Annotated in this window: 17 protein-coding genes and 1 tRNA gene; 8 read left to right on the forward strand and 10 right to left on the reverse strand. The window is 69.1% G+C overall.

Features of this window, described 5'->3' with window-relative positions; genetic code table 11:
- Positions 1 to 9 precede the first annotated feature (9 nt).
- Complete coding sequence (locus ASD47_RS04525) at positions 10 to 2,013, reverse strand: transglycosylase domain-containing protein (RefSeq protein WP_369800253.1); 2,004 nt, start codon at positions 2,011 to 2,013, stop codon at positions 10 to 12.
- Between the two features lie 197 nt (positions 2,014 to 2,210).
- On the opposite strand from ASD47_RS04525, the gene ASD47_RS04530 reads away from it, so the two are divergent.
- Together ASD47_RS04530 and ASD47_RS04535 are read left to right on the forward strand one after the other, a co-directional pair.
- Positions 2,211 to 2,969 carry a FadR/GntR family transcriptional regulator gene (locus ASD47_RS04530; protein WP_056752286.1) on the forward strand — a complete coding sequence of 253 codons (759 nt, stop codon included), beginning with the start codon at positions 2,211 to 2,213 and terminating at the stop codon, positions 2,967 to 2,969.
- Positions 2,970 to 2,998: 29 nt separating this feature from the next.
- Complete coding sequence (locus tag ASD47_RS04535) at positions 2,999 to 3,952, forward strand: DUF4861 family protein (RefSeq protein WP_056752289.1); 954 nt, start codon at positions 2,999 to 3,001, stop codon at positions 3,950 to 3,952.
- A gap of 118 nt (positions 3,953 to 4,070) precedes the next feature.
- On the opposite strand, the gene ASD47_RS04540 is transcribed toward ASD47_RS04535, so the two are convergent.
- From ASD47_RS04540 to ASD47_RS04550, 3 genes are all read right to left on the reverse strand, one after another.
- Positions 4,071 to 5,300 (reverse strand): glycoside hydrolase family 27 protein, encoded by a 1,230-nt coding sequence (locus ASD47_RS04540; protein WP_056752291.1) that lies wholly within the window; start codon positions 5,298 to 5,300, stop codon positions 4,071 to 4,073.
- A 516-nt stretch (positions 5,301 to 5,816) separates the two neighbouring features.
- Positions 5,817 to 6,008, reverse strand: coding sequence for a hypothetical protein (locus ASD47_RS26475; protein WP_156402111.1), 192 nt, complete (start codon positions 6,006 to 6,008; stop codon positions 5,817 to 5,819).
- Between the two features lie 45 nt (positions 6,009 to 6,053).
- Positions 6,054 to 6,138: transfer RNA gene (locus ASD47_RS04550), tRNA-Leu, on the reverse strand.
- Positions 6,139 to 6,285: 147 nt separating this feature from the next.
- Between ASD47_RS04550 and ASD47_RS04555 the strand changes: the two genes are divergently transcribed.
- Positions 6,286 to 7,314 carry a P1 family peptidase gene (locus tag ASD47_RS04555; RefSeq protein ID WP_056752298.1) on the forward strand — a complete coding sequence of 343 codons (1,029 nt, stop codon included), beginning with the start codon at positions 6,286 to 6,288 and terminating at the stop codon, positions 7,312 to 7,314.
- Here the strand turns inward: ASD47_RS04555 and ASD47_RS04560 are convergent.
- Both ASD47_RS04560 and ASD47_RS04565 read right to left on the reverse strand, forming a co-directional pair.
- Positions 7,269 to 7,793, reverse strand: a complete 525-nt coding sequence (locus ASD47_RS04560) for a MarR family winged helix-turn-helix transcriptional regulator (protein WP_056752300.1) — start codon at positions 7,791 to 7,793, stop codon at positions 7,269 to 7,271. The two genes, ASD47_RS04555 and ASD47_RS04560, sit on opposite strands and share 46 nt — an antisense overlap.
- A 346-nt stretch (positions 7,794 to 8,139) precedes the next feature.
- Positions 8,140 to 8,376 carry a hypothetical protein gene (locus tag ASD47_RS04565; protein WP_056752504.1) on the reverse strand — a complete coding sequence of 79 codons (237 nt, stop codon included), beginning with the start codon at positions 8,374 to 8,376 and terminating at the stop codon, positions 8,140 to 8,142.
- Positions 8,377 to 8,481: 105 nt separating this feature from the next.
- Between ASD47_RS04565 and ASD47_RS04570 the strand changes: the two genes are divergently transcribed.
- The gene (locus ASD47_RS04570) at positions 8,482 to 8,664 is read left to right on the forward strand and encodes a DUF3606 domain-containing protein (RefSeq protein ID WP_018112967.1); all 183 of its coding nucleotides are present in this window, start codon (positions 8,482 to 8,484) and stop codon (positions 8,662 to 8,664) included.
- Positions 8,665 to 8,783: 119 nt separating this feature from the next.
- On the opposite strand, the gene ASD47_RS04575 is transcribed toward ASD47_RS04570, so the two are convergent.
- Both ASD47_RS04575 and ASD47_RS04580 read right to left on the reverse strand, forming a co-directional pair.
- Complete coding sequence (locus ASD47_RS04575) at positions 8,784 to 9,206, reverse strand: hypothetical protein (protein ID WP_056752303.1); 423 nt, start codon at positions 9,204 to 9,206, stop codon at positions 8,784 to 8,786.
- 5 nt (positions 9,207 to 9,211) lie between these two features.
- Positions 9,212 to 9,463: a DUF3297 family protein gene (locus ASD47_RS04580; protein ID WP_056752306.1), complete on the reverse strand. Its 252-nt coding sequence runs from the start codon at positions 9,461 to 9,463 to the stop codon at positions 9,212 to 9,214.
- Positions 9,464 to 9,623: 160 nt separating this feature from the next.
- Between ASD47_RS04580 and ASD47_RS04585 the strand changes: the two genes are divergently transcribed.
- The 4 genes from ASD47_RS04585 (at position 9,624) to ASD47_RS04600 (ending at position 13,260) form a co-directional block, all read left to right on the forward strand.
- Positions 9,624 to 10,229, forward strand: a complete 606-nt coding sequence (locus tag ASD47_RS04585; RefSeq protein ID WP_056752308.1) for a YqaA family protein — start codon at positions 9,624 to 9,626, stop codon at positions 10,227 to 10,229.
- Positions 10,226 to 10,798 carry a disulfide bond formation protein B gene (locus ASD47_RS04590; RefSeq protein WP_056752310.1) on the forward strand — a complete coding sequence of 191 codons (573 nt, stop codon included), beginning with the start codon at positions 10,226 to 10,228 and terminating at the stop codon, positions 10,796 to 10,798. Before ASD47_RS04585 ends, ASD47_RS04590 begins: the two co-directional genes overlap by 4 nt.
- A 1-nt stretch (position 10,799) precedes the next feature.
- Positions 10,800 to 11,360 (forward strand): demethoxyubiquinone hydroxylase family protein, encoded by a 561-nt coding sequence (locus tag ASD47_RS04595; RefSeq protein ID WP_056752314.1) that lies wholly within the window; start codon positions 10,800 to 10,802, stop codon positions 11,358 to 11,360.
- Between the two features lie 112 nt (positions 11,361 to 11,472).
- Positions 11,473 to 13,260: a M1 family metallopeptidase gene (locus ASD47_RS04600; protein ID WP_056752315.1), complete on the forward strand. Its 1,788-nt coding sequence runs from the start codon at positions 11,473 to 11,475 to the stop codon at positions 13,258 to 13,260.
- Between the two features lie 10 nt (positions 13,261 to 13,270).
- Here ASD47_RS04600 and ASD47_RS04605 read toward each other — a convergent pair whose 3' ends face one another.
- Complete coding sequence (locus ASD47_RS04605) at positions 13,271 to 15,667, reverse strand: TIM-barrel domain-containing protein (protein ID WP_056752318.1); 2,397 nt, start codon at positions 15,665 to 15,667, stop codon at positions 13,271 to 13,273.
- Between the two features lie 113 nt (positions 15,668 to 15,780).
- Positions 15,781 to 18,702, reverse strand: coding sequence for a TonB-dependent receptor (locus ASD47_RS04610; RefSeq protein ID WP_056752320.1), 2,922 nt, complete (start codon positions 18,700 to 18,702; stop codon positions 15,781 to 15,783).
- Between the last annotated feature and the right edge of the window lie 30 nt (positions 18,703 to 18,732).

The following is an 18,732-nucleotide window of genomic DNA, read 5'->3' on the forward strand; positions in this document are numbered from 1 at the left end:
GCCCCGGCTCTAGCCCGCCGGTCGATCCGCCGCCGGCGCGGCCGGCGCGGCGGGGACCGCGATGACCGGAGCGGCCGGAGCGGCGGGCGGCGCGTCGGGAGCCGGCGCCGCACCGTCGGCGGGCGGTGGGACCTCGCCGTCCGCCGGAACCGCGCCCTCGACCGGCGTGCCGTCGGGGTTCAGCAGCATCGGGTCCTCGGCCGCCGAGACGGCGTCGTCGCCCTCGGGCTCGGCGGCCCTGGGCGCGTCGCGGTTCACGGCGTAGGTGGCCACGCTCTTCCAGATCTTGGCCGGCAGGCCGCCGCCGACCACGCCGTTCATGGCGCTGTTGTCGTCGTTGCCGACCCAAACGCCGATCACCAAGTCGCCGACATAGCCGACGAACAGGGCGTCGCGATAATCCTGGCTGGTGCCGGTCTTGCCGAACGCGCCGGGGATCGCCGCCTCGATCCCGGTGCCGCGCTGGGTGGCCGAGCGCAACAGATCGCGCATTCCGGCCAACTCGGCCTTGCTCAGCGACTTGACGCCGGCGGGCTTCTTCCAGTCGGCCAGGCCATGCGGGATCACCGGCGCCTCGCCGGCGTCGATCGCCGCATAGGCGGCCGTCAGCCGCACCAGGCTCATCGGCCCGGTGCCCAGGGCCAGGGTCAGGTCGTTGGGGATCGGGTCGGTGACGCCCAGGTCGCGGGCGGTGCGGACGATCGCGTCGCGGCCGATGTCATGGGCCAGGCGCACGGCGGCCACGTTGGAGGAGGCGGCGAAGGCGGTGATCAGCGGCACCTCACGGCCGGCGTACTTGCCCTCGTGGTTCTTGGGCGTCCAGCCGCTGACCTCGACCGGCGCGTCGAGGATCGGGCTGGTCGGGGTCATGCCCTGGCGGAGCGCCGCCAGATAGACGAACAGCTTGAAGGCCGAGCCCGGCGGGCGCTGGGCGTCGGCGCGGTTGAACTGGCTGAGCTTGTAGTCGCGGCCGCCGACCATGGCCACGATCCGGCCGTCGGTGCGCATGGCCACGATCGCCCCCTGGGTGACGTTCAACGCCTTGCCGTCGCGGGCGATGGCCTGGTCGAGGATCTTCTCGGCCTGGGCCTGCAGCTTCGGGTCCAGGGTGGTGCGCACCACCGTCTCGCCATAGGTGTTCTCGAACACCGCCTTGGCCTGGGGGAACACCCAGTCGGCGAAGTAGGAGCCGACCGGCAGCTTGGGCCGGCCCGCCTGGACATGGACCTGCTGGACCGCGCGGTCGGCCTGGGCCTGGGTGATCACCCCGGTGTCGACCATGGCGCCCAGCACGGTCTTCATCCGCGTCTTGGCGCCGTCGAAGTTCTCGGTCGGGGCCCAGCGGGACGGGGCCTTGACCAGGCCCGCCAGCATCGCCGCCTCGCCCACCGACAATTGCTCGGGCGACTTGTCGAAATAGTGCCGGGCCGCCGCGCCCAGGCCGAACGTGCCGTCGCCGAAATAGACCGACGACAGGTAGCGCGACAGGATCTCGTCCTTGGACAGCCGGGCGTCCAGGTAGAGGGCGATCAGCACCTCCTGGATCTTGCGCCGGAAGGTGCGCTTGTTGGACAGGAAGGCGTTCTTGGCCAGCTGTTGGGTGATGGTCGAGCCGCCCTCGGACACCCCGCCCGCCTTGGCGTTGGCGCCCACGGCCCGCAGGATCGCCTTGGGGTCCACGCCGATGTGCTTGTAGAACCGTCGATCCTCGATGGCGATGAACGCGCCCGGCACATAGGCGGGCAGCTTGGCCACGTCGACCGGCGCCTCCTTGTACGAACCCCGGCGGGCGATCGGCGAACCGTCGGCGGCCACGATCACCAGGGTCGGATTGGCCAGGGGCTCCAGCGCCCGGCCCAGCGGCAGCGACCACAGCAGCGAGGCGACGAAGACGATCACCGCCAGCACGACGACCGCCGTCCCGCCGATCAGCCAGGGCCGCCGCTTCCAGATCGGCGGCTTTGCGGGCGGCGGCGTCGGGTCGGCGGGGTCGAGGTCGGCGGCGTCGGACATTCGGGTCGCACTCATTCAGGCGAAGGGTCGCCAGGATGAGCGCGGCAATAGCACAGGCGATCCGTCCCGCGGCACGCCCCGCACGCAAAAAAGTGACCAGCCCCGTCACCGCCACGGTCGCGCCTGACCGTGCGCGAGCGGCCAACGGTGACGCTGGCGCTGGCGCCTCGCCCTTCGTCCCCGCTAGGATGTCGGACATGACCACCGGCGCCACCGATCCCCAGAAGCTCTACCAGCAGATCGCCCGGGCGATCGCCACGGCCATCGGCGACGGGCGCTACGGCCCCGGCGACAAGCTGCCATCGGAACGCGAACTGGCCGACGACTTCGGGGTCAGCCGCCCGACCATCCGCGACGCCATGATCGCCCTGGAGTTCCAGGGCCTGGTCGAGGCGCGCCAGGGCTCGGGCGTCTATGTCAACGCCGCCGCGCCGCCCGGCGAGGATTCGGCCGAGGCCGAGGTCGGCGCCCTGGAGCTGACCGAGGCGCGGCGGCTGTTCGAGGGCGAGGCCTGCGCGCTGTCCGCCGCCACCATCACCGAGGCCGACCTGGCCCGGCTGGAGCAGGTCGTCGGCCAGATGGCCAGCAGCATCGCGGCCGACGAGGCCGAGCGGCTGGAGCAGGACTTCCACCTGGCCATCGCCCGCGCCACCGGCAACGCCGCGATCGAGGCCGGGGTCGCCGACCTGTGGACCCTGCGCCAGCAGTCGCCGGCCTGCGTGGCCCTGCTGCGGCGGGCTCGCGCCCACGGCGGCGGCGACCGCGCGGAGGCGCACCGCCGGATCGTCGCCGCCCTGCGCCGGCGCGACCCCAGGGCCGCCCGCCAGGCCCTCCACGCCCACCTGGCCCAGGTGGTCGACGACCTGCTGGCGGTGACCGAGCTGGACGCCCTCCAGCAGACGCGCCAGAAGATGGCCGAACAGCGCCGCGAACTGGCCCGCCGCACCCAGATCTGACCCCTTTTCATCGTCACGAGGTCCGCCCGATGACCAAGCCCCTGCTTCGCCTCGCCCTGGCCGCCGCCCTGCTCGCGCCGACCCTGGCCGCGTCCATCCCGGCCTCGGCCCAGACCGCGCCGACCCTGCCGCCGGTCGTCAAGCCGCTGCCCAAGCCGGACGCCGATGGCCAGAAACCCCGCGCCGTCGTGGTCTATGCCGACTACCGCTACGGCGACATCCTCTGGGAGAACGACCGCACGGCCCACCGCATCTACGGCCCGGCCCTGGAGGCGGCCGAACCGCCCTCGACCTCGGGGATCGACGCCTGGGGCAAGAACGTCCGCTGGCCGTTCATGGACCGCCAGTTGCGCACCGGCGACCAGCATTCGTTCCACGGCGAGGGCCTGGACTTCTACGACGTCAACACCTTCCGCGGGGCCGGCGGCCTGGGGGTGTGGCAGGACAACAAGCTGTGGACCTCGCGCAACTGGAAGTCCTACCAGATCCTCAAGACCGGCGGCGACGTGGCCCAGTTCAAGGTCGACTACGCCCCCTGGCCGGTCGACGTGGACCGCAAGGTCTGGGAGACCCGCACCTTCACCCTGCCGCTGGGGACCAACTTCACGCGGATGGTCTCGACGATCAGCTCCGACAAGCCCGGCCCGCTGATCGTCGGCATCGGCATCAGCAAGCGCAAGCCCGCCCACGGCGGCGCGGGCGGGGTGTTCACTAAGGATCTCGGCGCGGGCCGCGTCTCCTACTGGGAGCCGACCGACCCGGTGAAGGGCACCATGGCCATCGCTCTGATGGTCGATCCCAAGGCCCTGGTCGAGGTGCGCCAGGACGCCGACAACTACCTGGTCCTGGTCAAGGTCGAGCCCGGCAAGCCGTTCGTCTACTACATGGGCGCGGCCTGGGACAAAGGCCTGGACTTCCACGACCGGGCCGGCTGGGAAGCCTATGTCCGCTCGGAGAAGGCCGACTTCGACCCGGCGCACTGAGGCGCAACCCTCCGCGCACCGGCGGCTCTTCTCCTGGCTCTAGATTCAAGCATTTGGAGCGCGTTGGGCGAAACCGCTCACTCTTTCGCCCAACGCGCTCTGGGACGCCGGGCGCCCCCTATGTTTTCGCGGGGCCGGTCAGGCGCAACATCAGCACGCTGTGCGGCGCCAGCCGGGCTTCCAGCTTGGTGCTGGTGTCGCCGGTCTTCTTGCTCCACAGGTCGGACCAGCTGTAGACGGTCTGCTTGAAATCGGCCGACCGGTTGCTCAGACCATCGCTCAGGACTTCCGCCTTCCAGTCATGGCGAACGTCGAGAGCCTGGTTGGAGCGGTTGAGGAACATCAGCGCCCATTGGCCGCCATCGAGCGGCTTGGCGTAGATCTCCAGCGGACCGTCGACCATAACGCGCAGCGCCTGCACGCCCAGCTTGTCCTGGCTCACCGCGATCACGCCGGGGTTGGTCAGGATGCGGCGGGTCGACTCCGACATGGAACGCAGGTCGTTGCCCAGGATGAGGGGCGAGGCCATCATGGCCCAGATCGACAGGTGGGCGCGATCTTCATCCTCGCTCATGCCGTTGCCCACTTCGAGCATGTCCATGTCGTTCCAGTGGCCGGGCCCCGCGAACTGGCGCAGGCCCGCCTGCCTGTCGAGGATGCGCAGCACGCCCAGACCCGTCGACAAACCGGGGCTGAATTCGCAGTCGAAGCAATTATAGATATCGGGCGTGGTGCGCCACGAATGGCCAACCTTGGCGCCCCACTCCCACGGCTTGCCGATGCCCCATTCGCATATGCTGAACACCATCGGACGGCCCGCCTCGGCGATCGCGTCGCGCATCGTGGTGTAGGCCGGTTCGGGGCTCATGCCCGGGGTGTTGCACCAGTCGTACTTGACGTAATCGATGCCCCAGCTCGCATAGGTCCGCGCATCCTGATACTCGTGGCCGCGGCTGCCGGGACGGCCGCCGCAGGTGGTCGCGCCGGCGTCCGAGTAGATGCCCAGCTTGAGTCCCTTGCCGTGCACATAGTCCGCCAGCGCCTTGATGCCGGATGGGAAGCGCGTGGGGTCGGGGTGGATGTCGCCGTTGGCGTCGCGCTTGCCCTGCCAGCAATCGTCAATGTTCACGTATTGGTAGCCGGCGTCCTTCAAGCCCGTCGCGACCATGGCGTCGGCGGTCTCGCGGATCAGGCGCTCGTCGATGCTGCAGGCGAATTTGTTCCAGCTGTTCCAGCCCATTTGCGGGGTGCTGGCCAGGCCTTCGGCCTTTTGAGCCCAGCTGTTGCCGCAGGCCGCGGCGGCCAGGACGACCCCCATCACGAGCTGCACTATGCGTTTGGTGTTCATCTCGAATCCCTAAGCCTGGTCCTGTCGTCCCGGCGTTGCGCCATATTGAGGTGGGCGATCTTGAATACGACGTTTGTCTTCAGAAAGCGCCATCCCCGAATTTCCAGGAGATGCCGATAGCCTTCCAAGCGGGCAGGCAAAATTCAAGCCTGGAATTTCCGCGAAACGCCGTAATCGTGACTCCATCCCCTATGAAAATCTCAGTCTCAGATTTCGGAATCAAAATCTAGATCCATTAGATTTCATAACATGATTTCAATTCAGACCGCCTGGCGCCATCTATACTTTATAACTACGAGTATCTCTGACCCGACAAATCGGCGCTGACACGGCGACTGGAAGCCCCGGTTACGCCGGGCTTCACCGGTGACACGCCCAGACGCCCCAGCCGCTGGTCCTATGAATGCTCCAGCCAACCGCCCCCGTTGCGTCCGGAATCGGGGGTCGCTTCAGGCACGGCGCGCGCCTGCCGAGGTTTCGACCCGGCACGGCGGAACCGGAAAAGCCGGTGCGCGCTCAGCAGCACGAACAGGAAGAAGCAGCCATGGCCGAAACGCCTCGCGGAGCGCCGTCACGCGCCACCCGGTCGCTGAAGGCGCCGCTGGGCGCGGCGGCGACGGCGGTGGACTGGGCGACCTTGGCGCTGTTGGGCGTGGCGACGGTGGCGCTCGCCGTCAGCACCCGGCTGCCGTCGCGGCGCCGACGCAAGGACGCGCCAGCCGCGAGGCCGCCCGAGACTTGATCGGAAGAGATTGGTGCGGGCGGTCGGGGTCGAACCGACACTCCTTTCGGAACCGGATTTTGAGTCCGGCGCGTCTACCAGTTTCACCACGCCCGCGCTTCGCGGCGACGCAAGGTCGGCGAAGGAGGGGTTGTCTAGCAAAGGCCCGCGGGAAGTTCCAGCGTCCCTTTCACCGCGTCGCGGCGGCTTTCCTTCCGGGCGCGGCCGGCCGATGCTCCGCGCCTGCGCAGGAGACCTGAAGCCTTGCCCCATCCTCCCCGTCCCGGCCCCCGCAACCTGATCACCGACGTGCCCGGCCTGACGGTGGGCCACGCGGTCGACGAGGCGGCGCGCAGCGGCGTGACCGCTCTCCTCTGCCCGCGGGGCTGGGTGGGCGCGGTGGACGTGCGGGGCGGCGGGCCGGGGATCCGCGAGAGCGACGTGCTGCGCCCCGAGAACACCTTCAGCCGGGCCCATGCGATCGCCCTGTCCGGCGGCTCGGTGTTCGGCCTGGGCGCGGCGGACGGCGTGGTGGCGGCCTTGTCCGCGGCGGGGCACGGCCTGCGGCTGGCGGCGGGCTCGCCGGCCATCCCGATCGTGCCGGGCGCGGTGCTGCATGACCTGGGCAACGGCGGCGACAAGGCCTGGGGCCTGGAGCCGCCCTACCGCGCCCTGGGCCTGGCCGCCGTCGCCGCCGCGGGCGAGGTCTTCCCCCTGGGCTCGGTCGGGGCCGGGCGCGGGGCCATGGCCGGCCTGCACAAGGGCGGCGTCGGCTCGGCCTCGCTGGACCTGGGCGAGGGCCTGGTGGTCGGGGCGCTGGCGGCCGTCAATCCGGTGGGATCGGTGTACATGGCCGACGGCGAGGCGTTCTGGGCCTGGCCGTTCGAGATCGACGGCGAGTTCGGCGGCGTGCGTCCCGATCCCTCGGCCCGCGCGATCGATCCCGTACCGGACGACAGCAAGCTGGCCGCGCTGGGCCGGTTCACCGCCGGCGCCAACACCACCCTGGCCGTGGTGGCCACCACGGCGGCCCTGACCACCGCCGAGGCCACGCGGCTGGCGATGATGGCCCAGGACGGCCTGGCCCGCGCCATTCGCCCCGCCCACACCCCGTTCGACGGCGACGTCGTCTTCGCCCTGTCGTCAGGCGCGGTGGAGATCGGCGAGGGGCCGGCGCGGTCGGTGACGATCGCCCGGCTGGGCTCGGCCGCGGCCGACACCCTGGCCCGGGCGATCGCGCGCGGGGTCTATTCGGCCCGTTCGGGCGGCGGCGGCGCGGTGTCGGCCCCGTAGAGCGTGCCGGCGGCGGACTCCAGCTGGCCCAGCAGGCGCTTGAGCGTCGCCACCTCGCTGGGCGCCAGGCCGGCCAGCAGGGCGGCCTCGTAGGCGCGGGCCAGGGGCACGATCTCGGCGAACAGGCGGCGACCGGCGGCGGTCAGTTCCAGGCTGTGCGAGCGCCGGTCGACCCGGTTGCTCAGGCGCACGGCCAGGCGGCGCTCGACCAGGTCCTGGGCCGCGCGGCTGACGCGCACCTTGTCCATGGCGGTGCGGACGACGGCGGCCTGCTGGGTCAGCGGCCCCTCGGCCAGCACCGACATCAGCCGCCATTGCGGGATGCTGAGGCCGAACCGGTCCTCGTAGGCGCGGGAGACCAGCCGCGTCACCGCATTGGCGGCGACGACCAGCTGGTAGGGCAGATAGTCGGCCAGCGAGACGTGCTCGGGGGCGCCTTCGGGGGGAATCTGAGTCATGAGTGAGACCGTCGCGGCCATGGCCTTCCTTTCGTCCTCCTTACGCCCGCGACTCTGGCGGTCGCTCGCGTCGACAAGGCCCGATCTGGCGCGGCGCGTCTGCTCCGCTCAATCATGGCCAAGCCTGGGGGAAGGAAAGCGAACATTTCGCCTGGTGGTTGTGCATCCAGCCTCCCGGACGCCCAGCGAAGGGGCGCCGGCGGCAAGGCCCGGTCCTGGTCAGCGCCGCCCGGCGGCGTCGAAGTTCGATGAGACAATCGCCCGGGCTCCAGAAATCGGAAAATTCCGCAACACCCATGCGGACTTGGCGAGAATTGCGCCGAGCGTCAAGAACCTTCGGCCTTTCTCGCGACCGGGGTTATGTCGGTCAGCGGGAAATGACGCCGCGGGCCCGGGCGCCCTGGTCGTAGCGGCTGGGACCGCCATAGACGGCCACCTCGCACAGGATGTCGCCGCCGGGCTGGTCGGACCAAAGGTAGTTGCGCTCGACCTCGACATTGCGCCCGGCCGGCGAGATGCCCTCGAAGGTGTCGCCCCAGGGAATCACCTTGTTCAGGTCGCGCCAGGTCAGGGTCATGGCGCGCGCCAGCTCGTCCTGGGCCATGGCTTCGAGGTCGGGATCGCTCATCGGGGTCTTTCCAAGGTCAGTCGCCGCCTCGACAACGTCCGCCGCGCGCGTTAGGCCCGCAAGAGGACGAAGGAGGCGACGATGGGTGCTCCCAAGGGCAAGCGGGACTTCCGCGACGAGGATCGCCTGGATCCGCGCGAACGCCATCAGGTCGAATACTGGATGAAGCGCTGGGGCGTGACCAAGGACCAGCTGGTCGCCGCCCACCGCAAGGTCGGCAATTCGATCAAGGACATCGGCGCCGAGCTGGGCAAGAAGCGCTGAGCGCCGTGCGTCCTTCGAGGCTCGCCTTGGGCTCGCACCTCAGGATGAGGAACGTGGGTTGGCTCTGATTTCCTCATCCTGAGGCGCCCGCGCAGCGGGCCTCGAAGGACGCAAGGACCCTACCGCTTGTCGCGCCGGAACTTCGCCGCCTCGGCCGCCAGGGACGAGGTCGACGGATCGAAGTCCTCCGGCTCGGGCTCGAACGGCAGATGGCCGGCCACGCCGCGCAGGGCCAGCCACAGCGGATGGCTGAAGTGGCCCAGGATCCGCAGCGGGCGGCGCTTGTCGTCGGTGACGTCCCAGCCTTCCCGCTCGAACGCCTCGGCCTGCTCGCGCATCGACTTCACGTCGACGCCGTCCCAGCCCGGCGGATCGGGGATGGCGGCGGCCTGGTCGGCGGTCAGGCCGAAGGTGTCGCGGGCCAACTGGTCGATCTCCGGGAACTGGGCCCGCGCCTCCGGATCGGCGAACGACGGCTTCATCAGCGCCCGGGTCTCCAGGTCGGCGAAGCCGGGCAGGTCGATCAGGCGGCGCGGGGCCATCGGTCTCAGCCTTCGACGTTGTCGTTGCGCCAGTAGGGCGCGACGACGCCCTGCAGCTTGATGGTCATCGGATTGCCCTTGCGGTCGACGGCCTTGCCGGCGGTGACGCGGATCCAGCCCTCGCTGACGCAGTATTCGTCGACATTGGTCTTCTCCACGCCGTTGAACACGATGCCCACGCCGCGCTCGAGGATGTCGGCGTCGTAATGCGGGCTGGAGGGGTTGGAGGCCAGGCGGTCGGGGGGCGTATCGCTCATGGGAGGGTCTTTCGAAGAATTTGGGACGGCGCGAGCCATCGAACGGGCGTGATAGCCACCCGGGCCGGCAATTCCAATAGGATTGCGCGCGATCGCATCAAGCGCCGCGACAACGTCATGGCCGCCTGCTAGCTACGGCCGTCCTCATTTCGGAGTCCGCATGCTGCGTCGCCTCTACGACTGGGTCATGAGCCTGGCCGCCTCCCGCCATGCCCCGGTCAGCCTGTTCGCGATCTCGTTCGCCGAGAGTTCGTTCTTCCCGGTGCCGCCCGACGTCATGCTGGCGCCCATGGTGCTGGCCAAGCCGGACAAGGCCTGGCGCTACGCCGCGCTCTGCACCCTGGCCTCGGTGCTGGGCGGGATTCTCGGCTACGGCATTGGCTTCTTCTTCCACGACGCGGCGCAGAAACTGCTGGCCGTGCTGGGCAAGCCCAACGCCCTGGCCGACGCCGAGTGCTGGTATCGCCATTGGGGCTCTTGGGTGATCATCGCCAAGGGCTTCACCCCCATCCCGTTCAAGCTGGTGACCATCACCTCCGGCCTGTTGCAGTTCAGCTTCCCGATCTTCATCGCCGCCTGCGTCGTCACCCGCGCCGCCCGCTTCTTCCTGGTGGCCTTCGTGGTCAAGAAGTTCGGCCCGGCCATGATGCCGGTGATCGAGAAGCGCCTAGCCCTGTTCGCGGGCCTTCTGATCGCCCTGCTTGTCATCGGCCTCACGGCGAGCCACTTCTTGGGGGGAAGCGGCGGCGGAGCGTGCGCGGGATGACGATCGAAGACACCAGCATCGAAGGCGCCGGCAAGGTCGGCGCGGCGGGCGCCCTGGCGCCCAACCGCCCGGCGATCGCCTGGGCCGTCGACCACTGGCCGCTGCTGGCCTTCATCGCCTGCGCCGTCATGCTGGGCGCCGCCCACGCCTTCGAGACCTTCGGCAAGCTGGCGCCGTGCCTGCTGTGCCTGAAGCAGCGCGAAGTCTACTGGGTGACCGGCGCGGTCGCCCTGGTCGCGGTGGTGCTGACCCGCACCGCCTGGGCCGACAAGGTGCGCCGACCGCTGATCCTGCTGATCGGCCTGGGCTTCCTCTACGGCGCGGGCGTGGCCGCCTACCACGCCGGCGCCGAGTGGAAGTGGTGGCCCGGTCCGGCCGCCTGCGCGGCCGGCGGCGCGGCCTCTGCCGACGACCTGGTGGCCATGCTGAAGGGCGTCAAGATCGCCGCCCCGTCCTGCGACAAGGCCGTCTGGATCTTCCTGGGCCTGTCGATGGCCGGCTGGAACGCCGTCATCTCGCTGGGCCTGGCGATCGCCTCGTTCTTCGCCGGCGTCCGTAAGGCGGCCTGAGATGAGCCAGCCCGTCCCTCCCCGTCCCGGTCAAGGCGCCCAGAAGGCGCGGCTGGCCGAGATCCTGCGGGTCGACCAGGCTGGCGAACTGGCGGCCGTGCACATCTATCGCGGTCAGCAGGCGGTGATGCGCAACGCCCCGGGACGCCAGCGGATCGCCGACCAACTGGGCGAGATGGAAGGCCATGAGCAGGTCCATCTGAGCCGCTTCAACGAACTGCTGGGCGAGCGCCAGGTGCGCCCCACCCTGATGTCGCCCGTCTGGCGCGCCGCCGCCTTCGCCCTGGGCGCCGGCACGGCCCTGCTGGGCGAGAAGGCCGCCCATGCCTGCACCGAGGCGGTGGAGACGGTGATCGAGCAGCACTATGCCGGCCAGATCGCCGAGCTAGAGGCGCGCGACCCCGCCCTGGCGGCCGAGCTCAGCCAGTTCCGCGACGACGAGTTGCACCACAAGGACATCGCCATCGGCGAAGGCGCCCTGGAGGCTCCTGCCTATCCCTTGCTGTCGGCGGTGATCCGGGCCGGCTGCCGCGCGGCGATCAAGATCAGCGAAAAGATCTGACCGGCGTTCGCTGCAACGCCGGAAAAAGCGCCCCGAAACTTCCCGCTTGGCGACGTGCGTGGCCGCGCTTACCCATGTCGCCGAAAGATCGCGTCGCGTGGGGAGTTTCGCTTTGCCTACCCAGTTTCACCGCCGGGCCGCGGCCCTGTGCGCCGTCTCGCTGCTGGCCCTCGCCGGCGCCGTCCAGGCCGCGCCGCCCGCCAAGCCCGCCAAGCCCGCCAAGCCGGCGCCGACCACGGCCCTGACCCTGGGGACCGGCGGCCAGATGCCGGCCGAGGAAGCGGCGGTGACCATCGAGCACGTCGACCTGAAGCTGAAGGTCCTTCCCGAGCGCAAGGCGATCGAGGGCGACGCCACCCTGACCCTGGCGGCCAAGAGCGCCCTGCCCCGCATCGTCCTGGACTTCGACAAGAACTTCGCGGTCAGCGCCCTGATCGTCGACGGCAAGGCCCTGCCCGCCTCCGCCTGGACCAATCCCGAAGGCCGGCTGACCATCACCCCGCCCGCCCCGATCGCCGCCGGGGCCAAGACCGTGGTCCAGATCCGCTACGCCGGCCAGCCGCACGAGGCCGAGAAGGCGCCGTGGGACGGCGGCTTCGTCTGGAAGACCGCCCCGACCGGCGAGCCCTGGATCGCCAGCGCCGTGCAGGGCGACGGCTGCGACCTGTTCTGGCCGTGCATCGATTTCCCGACCGGCGAGCCGCTGCTGGTCGACTTCTACATCACCGTGCCGGCGCCGCTGTCGGCGCCGGCCGGCGGCGTGCTGGTGGACGTCACGGAAAAGGACGGCTGGCGCACCTTCCACTGGCGCCAGAAGCAGCCCGACACCTACGCCATCGCCGTCAATGTCGGCCCCTATGTGAAGCTGCAGGACACCTACAAGAGCCGGTTCGGCGACAGCTTTCCGATCGAGTACTGGTACCTGAAGAGCGACGATCCGGCCAAGGCCAGGGCCCTGTTCGCCGAGTTCCCGACCACGCTGGACTTCTTCGAGCAGATGATCGGCCCCTACCCGTTCCGCTCGGAAAAGCTGGGCGTCGTCGAGACGCCGCACCTGGGCATGGAACACCAGACCATGAACGCCTACGGCAACGAATATAAGAAGGACGTCTACGGCTACGATTGGCTGTTCCAGCACGAACTGTCGCACGAGTGGTTCGGCAACCAGGTGACCAATGTCGACTGGGACGACATGTGGATCCACGAGGGCCTGGGCAGCTACATGCAGCCGCTGTTCTCGCAGTGGCTGCACGGCGACATGGAATACATGACCCGCCTGAACGCCCAGCGGGTGGGCAGCAAGAACCAGTTCCCGATCGTCTCCGACAAGGTGATGACCGAGGACCAAGTCTACAAGGCCGAAAGCGGCCCGGCGAACGACATCTACGCCAAGGGGTCCAACATCATGCACACCCTGCGCGCCACGATCGGCGACGCGGCGTTCTTCAAGGCCGTGCGCCTCCTGGTCTATGGCCGCCCCGACCCAAAGCCCGGCAACTTCGCGCCGCGCTACGCCACGACCAAGGACTTCATCGCGATCGTCAACGACGTGACGGGGAAGGACTACCAGTGGTTCTTCGACGCCTATTTCTATCAGGCCAAGCTGCCGGAACTGCGCACCGCCCGCGACGGCGACGACCTGGTGCTGAGCTGGAAGACGCCCTCGGGCAAGGCCTTCCCGATGCCGGTCGAGGTCAAGGTCGGCGACAAGATCGTCACCGCTCCGATGAGCGACAACACCGGCCGCATCAAGGTGGGCGACGCCGTGCCGGTGATCGTCGACCCGGCCTCCAAGATCCTGCGCCGCCAGCCCTATCTGGAAGAGTACGCCGCCTGGAAGAAGGCCGCGGACGAGGCGGCCAAAAAGGCGGAAACCGCCAAGCCGGCCAAGAAGAAGTAGGCGCTGGACGCTACCGCCCGAACGACACGGCCGTGGCCGTCCCGTCGTAGCGGACCAGCTTCGACCGCGTCCGCCGGCCGTCGACCAGCACGACCTTGAAGGTCCGTTCCCGTGCCAGGCCTGGGAATGTTCCGGCCCGCGCGCCCACGTCCAGCCGGCGCGCGGCGTCGTTCCAGGTCAGGCCGATGGTCGCCCGCTCGCCGCGTTCATAGGCATGGCCGTCGCCGGCGTCGTCATAGAGGGTGAAGGTCCCGTCGGCGCCGGCATAGACCCTCAGCTCGACCGGTCCCTGCGGCGCCTGGTCGGCGTATTGGACGGCCTCGCCCAGCGGCAGGATCGCCCCGGCCCGGGCGAACAGCGGGATGCGGTCGATCGGAGCCGGGGCTTCGATCCAGCGGTCGGCGCCCACCGGCTTGCCGGTCCAGAAGTCGTACCAGCCCGCCGTCCTGGGCAGGAACACCTGGCGCGAGGTCTGGCCGGCCTTGGTCACCGGGGCGACCATCAGGGCCGGGCCGAACAGGAACTGGTCGCCGATGCTCCACACCCGCTCGTCGGTGCGCCAGTCCATGACCAGCGGCCGCATGATGGTGCCCGAACGGTCGGTCACGGCCCAGGCCAGGGCGTAGAGGTAAGGCAGCAGCCGATAGCGCAGCCGGTCGTAGTCCAGCAGGATCGGCTGCATCGAACCATAGGCGAACAGGTCGTTCTGGTTGTTGGCCCGCTTGCCATGGGTGCGGAACAGCGGGTTGAACACCCCAAACTGATACCAGCGGACATACAGCTCCTGGAACGCCGGGTCGCGGGTGTCGGGACCGCGCGGCGGGTTGTCGAGCACGCCCTGGTAATAGCCGCCGATGTCGGTGGTCCAGTACGGCATGCCCGACAGGGCGAAGTTCAGCCCGCCGGCCATCTGGCGTTCGAACACCGGGAAGCTGTTGAGGATGTCGCCCGACCACGAGGCCGCGCCGTAGCGCTGGACGCCGGCGAAGGACGACCGCGACAGGATGAACACCCGCTTGTCGTCGCGCTGGGCCCGCCAGTGGTCATGAACCCCGCCGACGTGGGCCAGGGGGAAGATGTTGTTGTAGAGCTCGCCCGGGCCGATCGCCAGCCGGCGGCCCGCCAGGGTGCGATCGGTCTCGGCCATGGTCGGCAGGTGCAGTTCCGGCTCGGAGCCGTCCAGCCAGAACGAATCCCAGCCCTGGTCCAGCAACTTGCCGCCCAGGTGCGACCAGTAGAGATCGGCCGCCTCGCGGTTGGTGGGGTCGTAGAGCGCCGTTCCGGGGATCAGCCAGCCGCGCGCCTTCATGTCGGCGTACAGGTCGGACGACTTGCTCAGCAGCGGCCACAGGCTGAGCAGGGTGTGGACATGGCGCTGGCGCAAGGCCGCCAGCAGGCCGGGCACGTCCGGATAGGCCGCGGGGCGGAACGGCGGGTCGCCCATGCGGCTCCACCACTTCCAGTCCTGCACCACCACGTCGACCGGCGCGTCGGCCGCGCGGTGCCTGGCCGTGACGTCCAGCAGGTCCTGGGCGCTGTCATAGTGGTCCATCGACTGGAACAGGCCATAGGCCCAGCGCGGGAACAGCGGCGCCTGGCCGGTCAGCCGGCGGTAGGCCCCTATGATGTCGTCGAACTCCGGGCCGTGGATGAACAGGTAGTCGATCGCCTGGGCCGCATCGGCCTGGAGGGTCATCTCGGTGGGAAAGCGATTGTCCATCGTCGAGGCCGCCGCCGTGTTCCACAGCAGGCCGTAGCCCTCCGTCGAGACCATCAGCGGATGGGCGATGTCGGTATTGGCCTGGGCCAGCCGCACGACGCCGCCCTGGTAGTTGAACTGGCCGCCCTGATGCTGGCCCAGGCCGTAGATCCCTTGGCGCAGCACGGGGTGGAAGCGCTCGGTCACCTTGAAGGCGTTCTCGCCGTCCGACAGTTTCACGGGGTCGTAGACCCGAGGCCGCTCGCCCATCTCCTGCAGCAATATGCGGTCGCCCTGCCCCGCGCTTGCGTCCAGGAAGGTCAGGGTCCCATCGGCCAGTGAGATCGACACGCGGAACGCGCCGGTGTCGAGGACCTTGGCGGCGACCGACGCCCCGGCCCCGCCGGCGCCCGCCGCGGTGTTGCTGCCCGTACCGGCCGCCGCGGCGTCGCGCAGGACGAAGGCCTGGGGCGTACAGGCCTTGGCGAACCAGGGCTGGCTCGGCGATGATCCCGACGCCCCGCCGTCCGGACTGGCGACCACCCGCACCACGTCCTCATCGCAGACGGTCACCCGCATCACATCCACGCCGTTGCGCACGACCACGGCGCCGTTCTCCTGGGTGACCGACACGGTCGCGGCCCAGGCAGCGGCGGGCAGGCAGAGCGCCAGGCCCAACGACAGTCGACACGCCATGCGATGCAGCAACGCCGGTCTCCGCTCTCGCCTCCTGGAGACAAGAGCGGCGCCGGTCGGACAAGGACCGGCGCCGCAATAACGGATCATGCGGGAGGAGGCGCAATCACCGTCAGCCGATCGGATCAGTAGGTGTAGCGAACGCCCAGATAGAACTGGCGGCCGCCGATCCGATAGTTCTCGAAGCGCTGGGTCTTGGAGTCCACGTACGAGATGTCCTTTTCGTTGGTCAGGTTCAGGGCGTCGACGCTGAACGACAGCTGGTCGCTGACCTTGTACGAGGCCGAGCCGTCCAGGAACGTGGTCGACAGGTTGCCCTGGACATCCTGGTTGTAGCGGCCGGGCACGGCGGTCAGGTACTTGTCGCGATAGTTCACCGAGATGCGGCCCTGCGCCTTGCCGCGCTCGTAGTAAAGCGTGGCGTTGTAGGCGTTCTTCGACAGGTTCAGCAGCGGCGCGCTGATCGTCTGGGCCCCGGCCGCCGTGCTGGCGAAGTAGTCGATGTCGGAGTCGACATAGGTGTAATTGGCCAGGAGGCCGAAGCCCCGCAGCGCCTCGGGCAGGAAGTCCAGCGGCTGCTGGTAGTTCAGCTCCAGCCCCTTCAGCGGACCGCCAGGGGTGTTGATGACGTTGGTGATGCTGAAGTCGTCGTTGGCGTTGACGCCCGTGCCGTCCAGCAGCGACACCGGCAGGCCGGTCGAGGAATAGGGCGCCACGGTGGTGATGGTCTGCACATAGGTGCTGATCTTCTTGTAGAACAGGCCCGCCGACAGGATCACGCCGGGCTTGGGATACCATTCGACCGAGAAGTCGGCGGTCTTGGCGCGATACGGGTCGAGGTTGGCGTTGCCGGTCGAAACGCTGCGCGAGCCGCCAGCCACCGACACGGTGGTCGCCGCCGCCAGGTTGCCCAGGGCCGGTCGAGCCATCACCTTGGCGGCCGAGAAACGGATCAACAGCTTGTCATTCGGCTCGGCCACCAGGTTCATCGACGGCAGGGTGTCGTCATAGGCGCGCTCGACGGTGGTCTGCACGAAGCCCGCCCGGTTCACCGTGGTCGGCACGTTGGTGTAGAAGGTCGAGGTCTGCCTGGTCTCGACATAGCGCACGCCAAGGTCGCCGCGCACCCGCCAGGTTCCGAGGCCCTGGTCGAAATTGGCCATCAGATAGCCGGTCCTGTCCTCCTCCCGCACCGAGCGGTTCTCGCCGCGCACGCTGGCCACGCTCTGTGACAGGGCGGTCCGGCCGGTATTGCCGTAGATGTCGTAGGCGGCGGCGAAGGCGTCGATGTTCGGCGTCGTCCAGCAGGTCGGGGTCGGGCTGGGGACCTTCATGTTGCCCAGGCCGCAGAACTGCTCGGTCAGGCTCTGGATCGTGTAGCCCGACGGAATGGCCGGGAAATTGGCCTCGCCCAGGGCGTAGCGGTAGGACTGGGCGTTGAAGTCGTACTGTTTCCAGTTGGCGCCGGCGCGGATCGAGAAGCCGTCGCTGAGGGCGTACTTTCCGTTCAGTTGGACGGTCTTGTAGCTGTTGTCGGTGTAGTTGGGGCGCAGACGGATCTCCGGACCAGTGGGGCCCGTGCCGCCCGGCTGGGTCACGGTCGGGCCGAAGTACCACAGGGCCGGATTGGTGACGTCGAAGCCGTAGCTGATGGCCGGCAGGTACTGGCCCTTGGGCCGGATGTCGATCGAATAGCCGTCGACGTTGAAGCGGTCGATCTGGGTGGAAATGTCGTTGAAATTGTCGAAGTCGGAATAGGAATAGCCGACCACGCCGTCGAGGCTGAACTTGTCGCCGAACTTGTGCTCGCCGTTCAGGGTCCATTGGCCGAAGTCGGTCGAGAACACGTCGCGGTTATGCTCCGAGCGCATGTCGACATTGTCGAACAGGCCGTATTGCAGGGTGTTGTCGGCATCCAGGATCATGTCTCGGACCAGCATCTCGGGCTTGCCGCCCTGCGAAGCCCCGCGACTGAAGCCGATGGCCTCCAGGGGCCAGTCGTCGCGGTTGACCTTGTAGCGCGAGAACAGCCCGTCCAGCGTGACCTTGGTGTCCTCGTCCGGCGCCCATTGCAGCGAGCCCGTCAGGCCCAGGCGCTCGGTCTTTCCCAGGCCCTGCACGTAGCGCATGAAGCGCGGATAGTAGGTCGTGGGCGCGCTGGCCAGGTTGTAGATCTCGGTGGCGTGGGCGAACTCCGCGGCCGGCACGTCGCAGAGGCCGCCCGTGCCGGTGGTCGGCCGGCACCAGCCGCCATCGCCCGTGCCCTGGTTCCACAGGCCCGAACTGGACTGCTGGAAGTTCACCGCCGTCTTCGAATAGGCGATCGAGAATAGCGCGCCCAGCTTGTCGTCGGCGAAGGTGTTGCTGACCAGCAGGGCCAGGCGCGGGCGGGTCTTCTCGGTCTGGTCGTTGTAGCCGGCCTGGGCCGAGGCGGCGAGCTTGAAGCCCTTGTAGTCGAACGGATGGCCGGTGGTCAGGTCGACCGTCGCGCCCAGCGACCCCTCCTCCACGTCGGCCGACGGCGTCTTGCGCACGTCGATGCGGTTGAAGAGTTCGGAGGCGAAGACGTTGAAGTCGAAGCCCCGGCCGCGGTTGGCGCCGCCATAGCCGTCGGTGGAGGCCTGGGCCTCCATGCCGTTGATCCGCACGCGGGTGAAGTCGGGCCCCAGACCCCGCACCGACAGCGCCCGTCCCTCGCCCTGATCGCGGCTGATCGCGACGCCGGGAATGCGCTGGATCGACTCGGCCAGGTTGTTGTCGGGGAACTTGGCGATGTCCTCGGCGAGGATCGAGTCGACCACGCCGGTGTTGCTGCGCTTCAGCTCCAGCGCCCGCTGCAGGCTGTTGCGAAAGCCGGTGACGACGACCTCGGTCACGGCGTCGGCAGGGACGTCCTGGGCCTGGACCAGCGGGGCCTCGGCGGCCGGGGCGGGCTGGCCGCTGGCGGTGGTCATGGCCTCGCCGGCCTGGGCGACGTCGCCCAGGGCCAGGACCAGCGCCAGGGTGGAAACGCCGCCGATCAGGCGCGCGTGAACCTTATCGATCATTCGTTTCCCCTCTCCTGGCGGTCGGCGCCG

Source organism: Caulobacter sp. Root1472 (assembly GCF_001426985.1).
Taxonomy (GTDB): domain Bacteria; phylum Pseudomonadota; class Alphaproteobacteria; order Caulobacterales; family Caulobacteraceae; genus Caulobacter; species Caulobacter rhizosphaerae.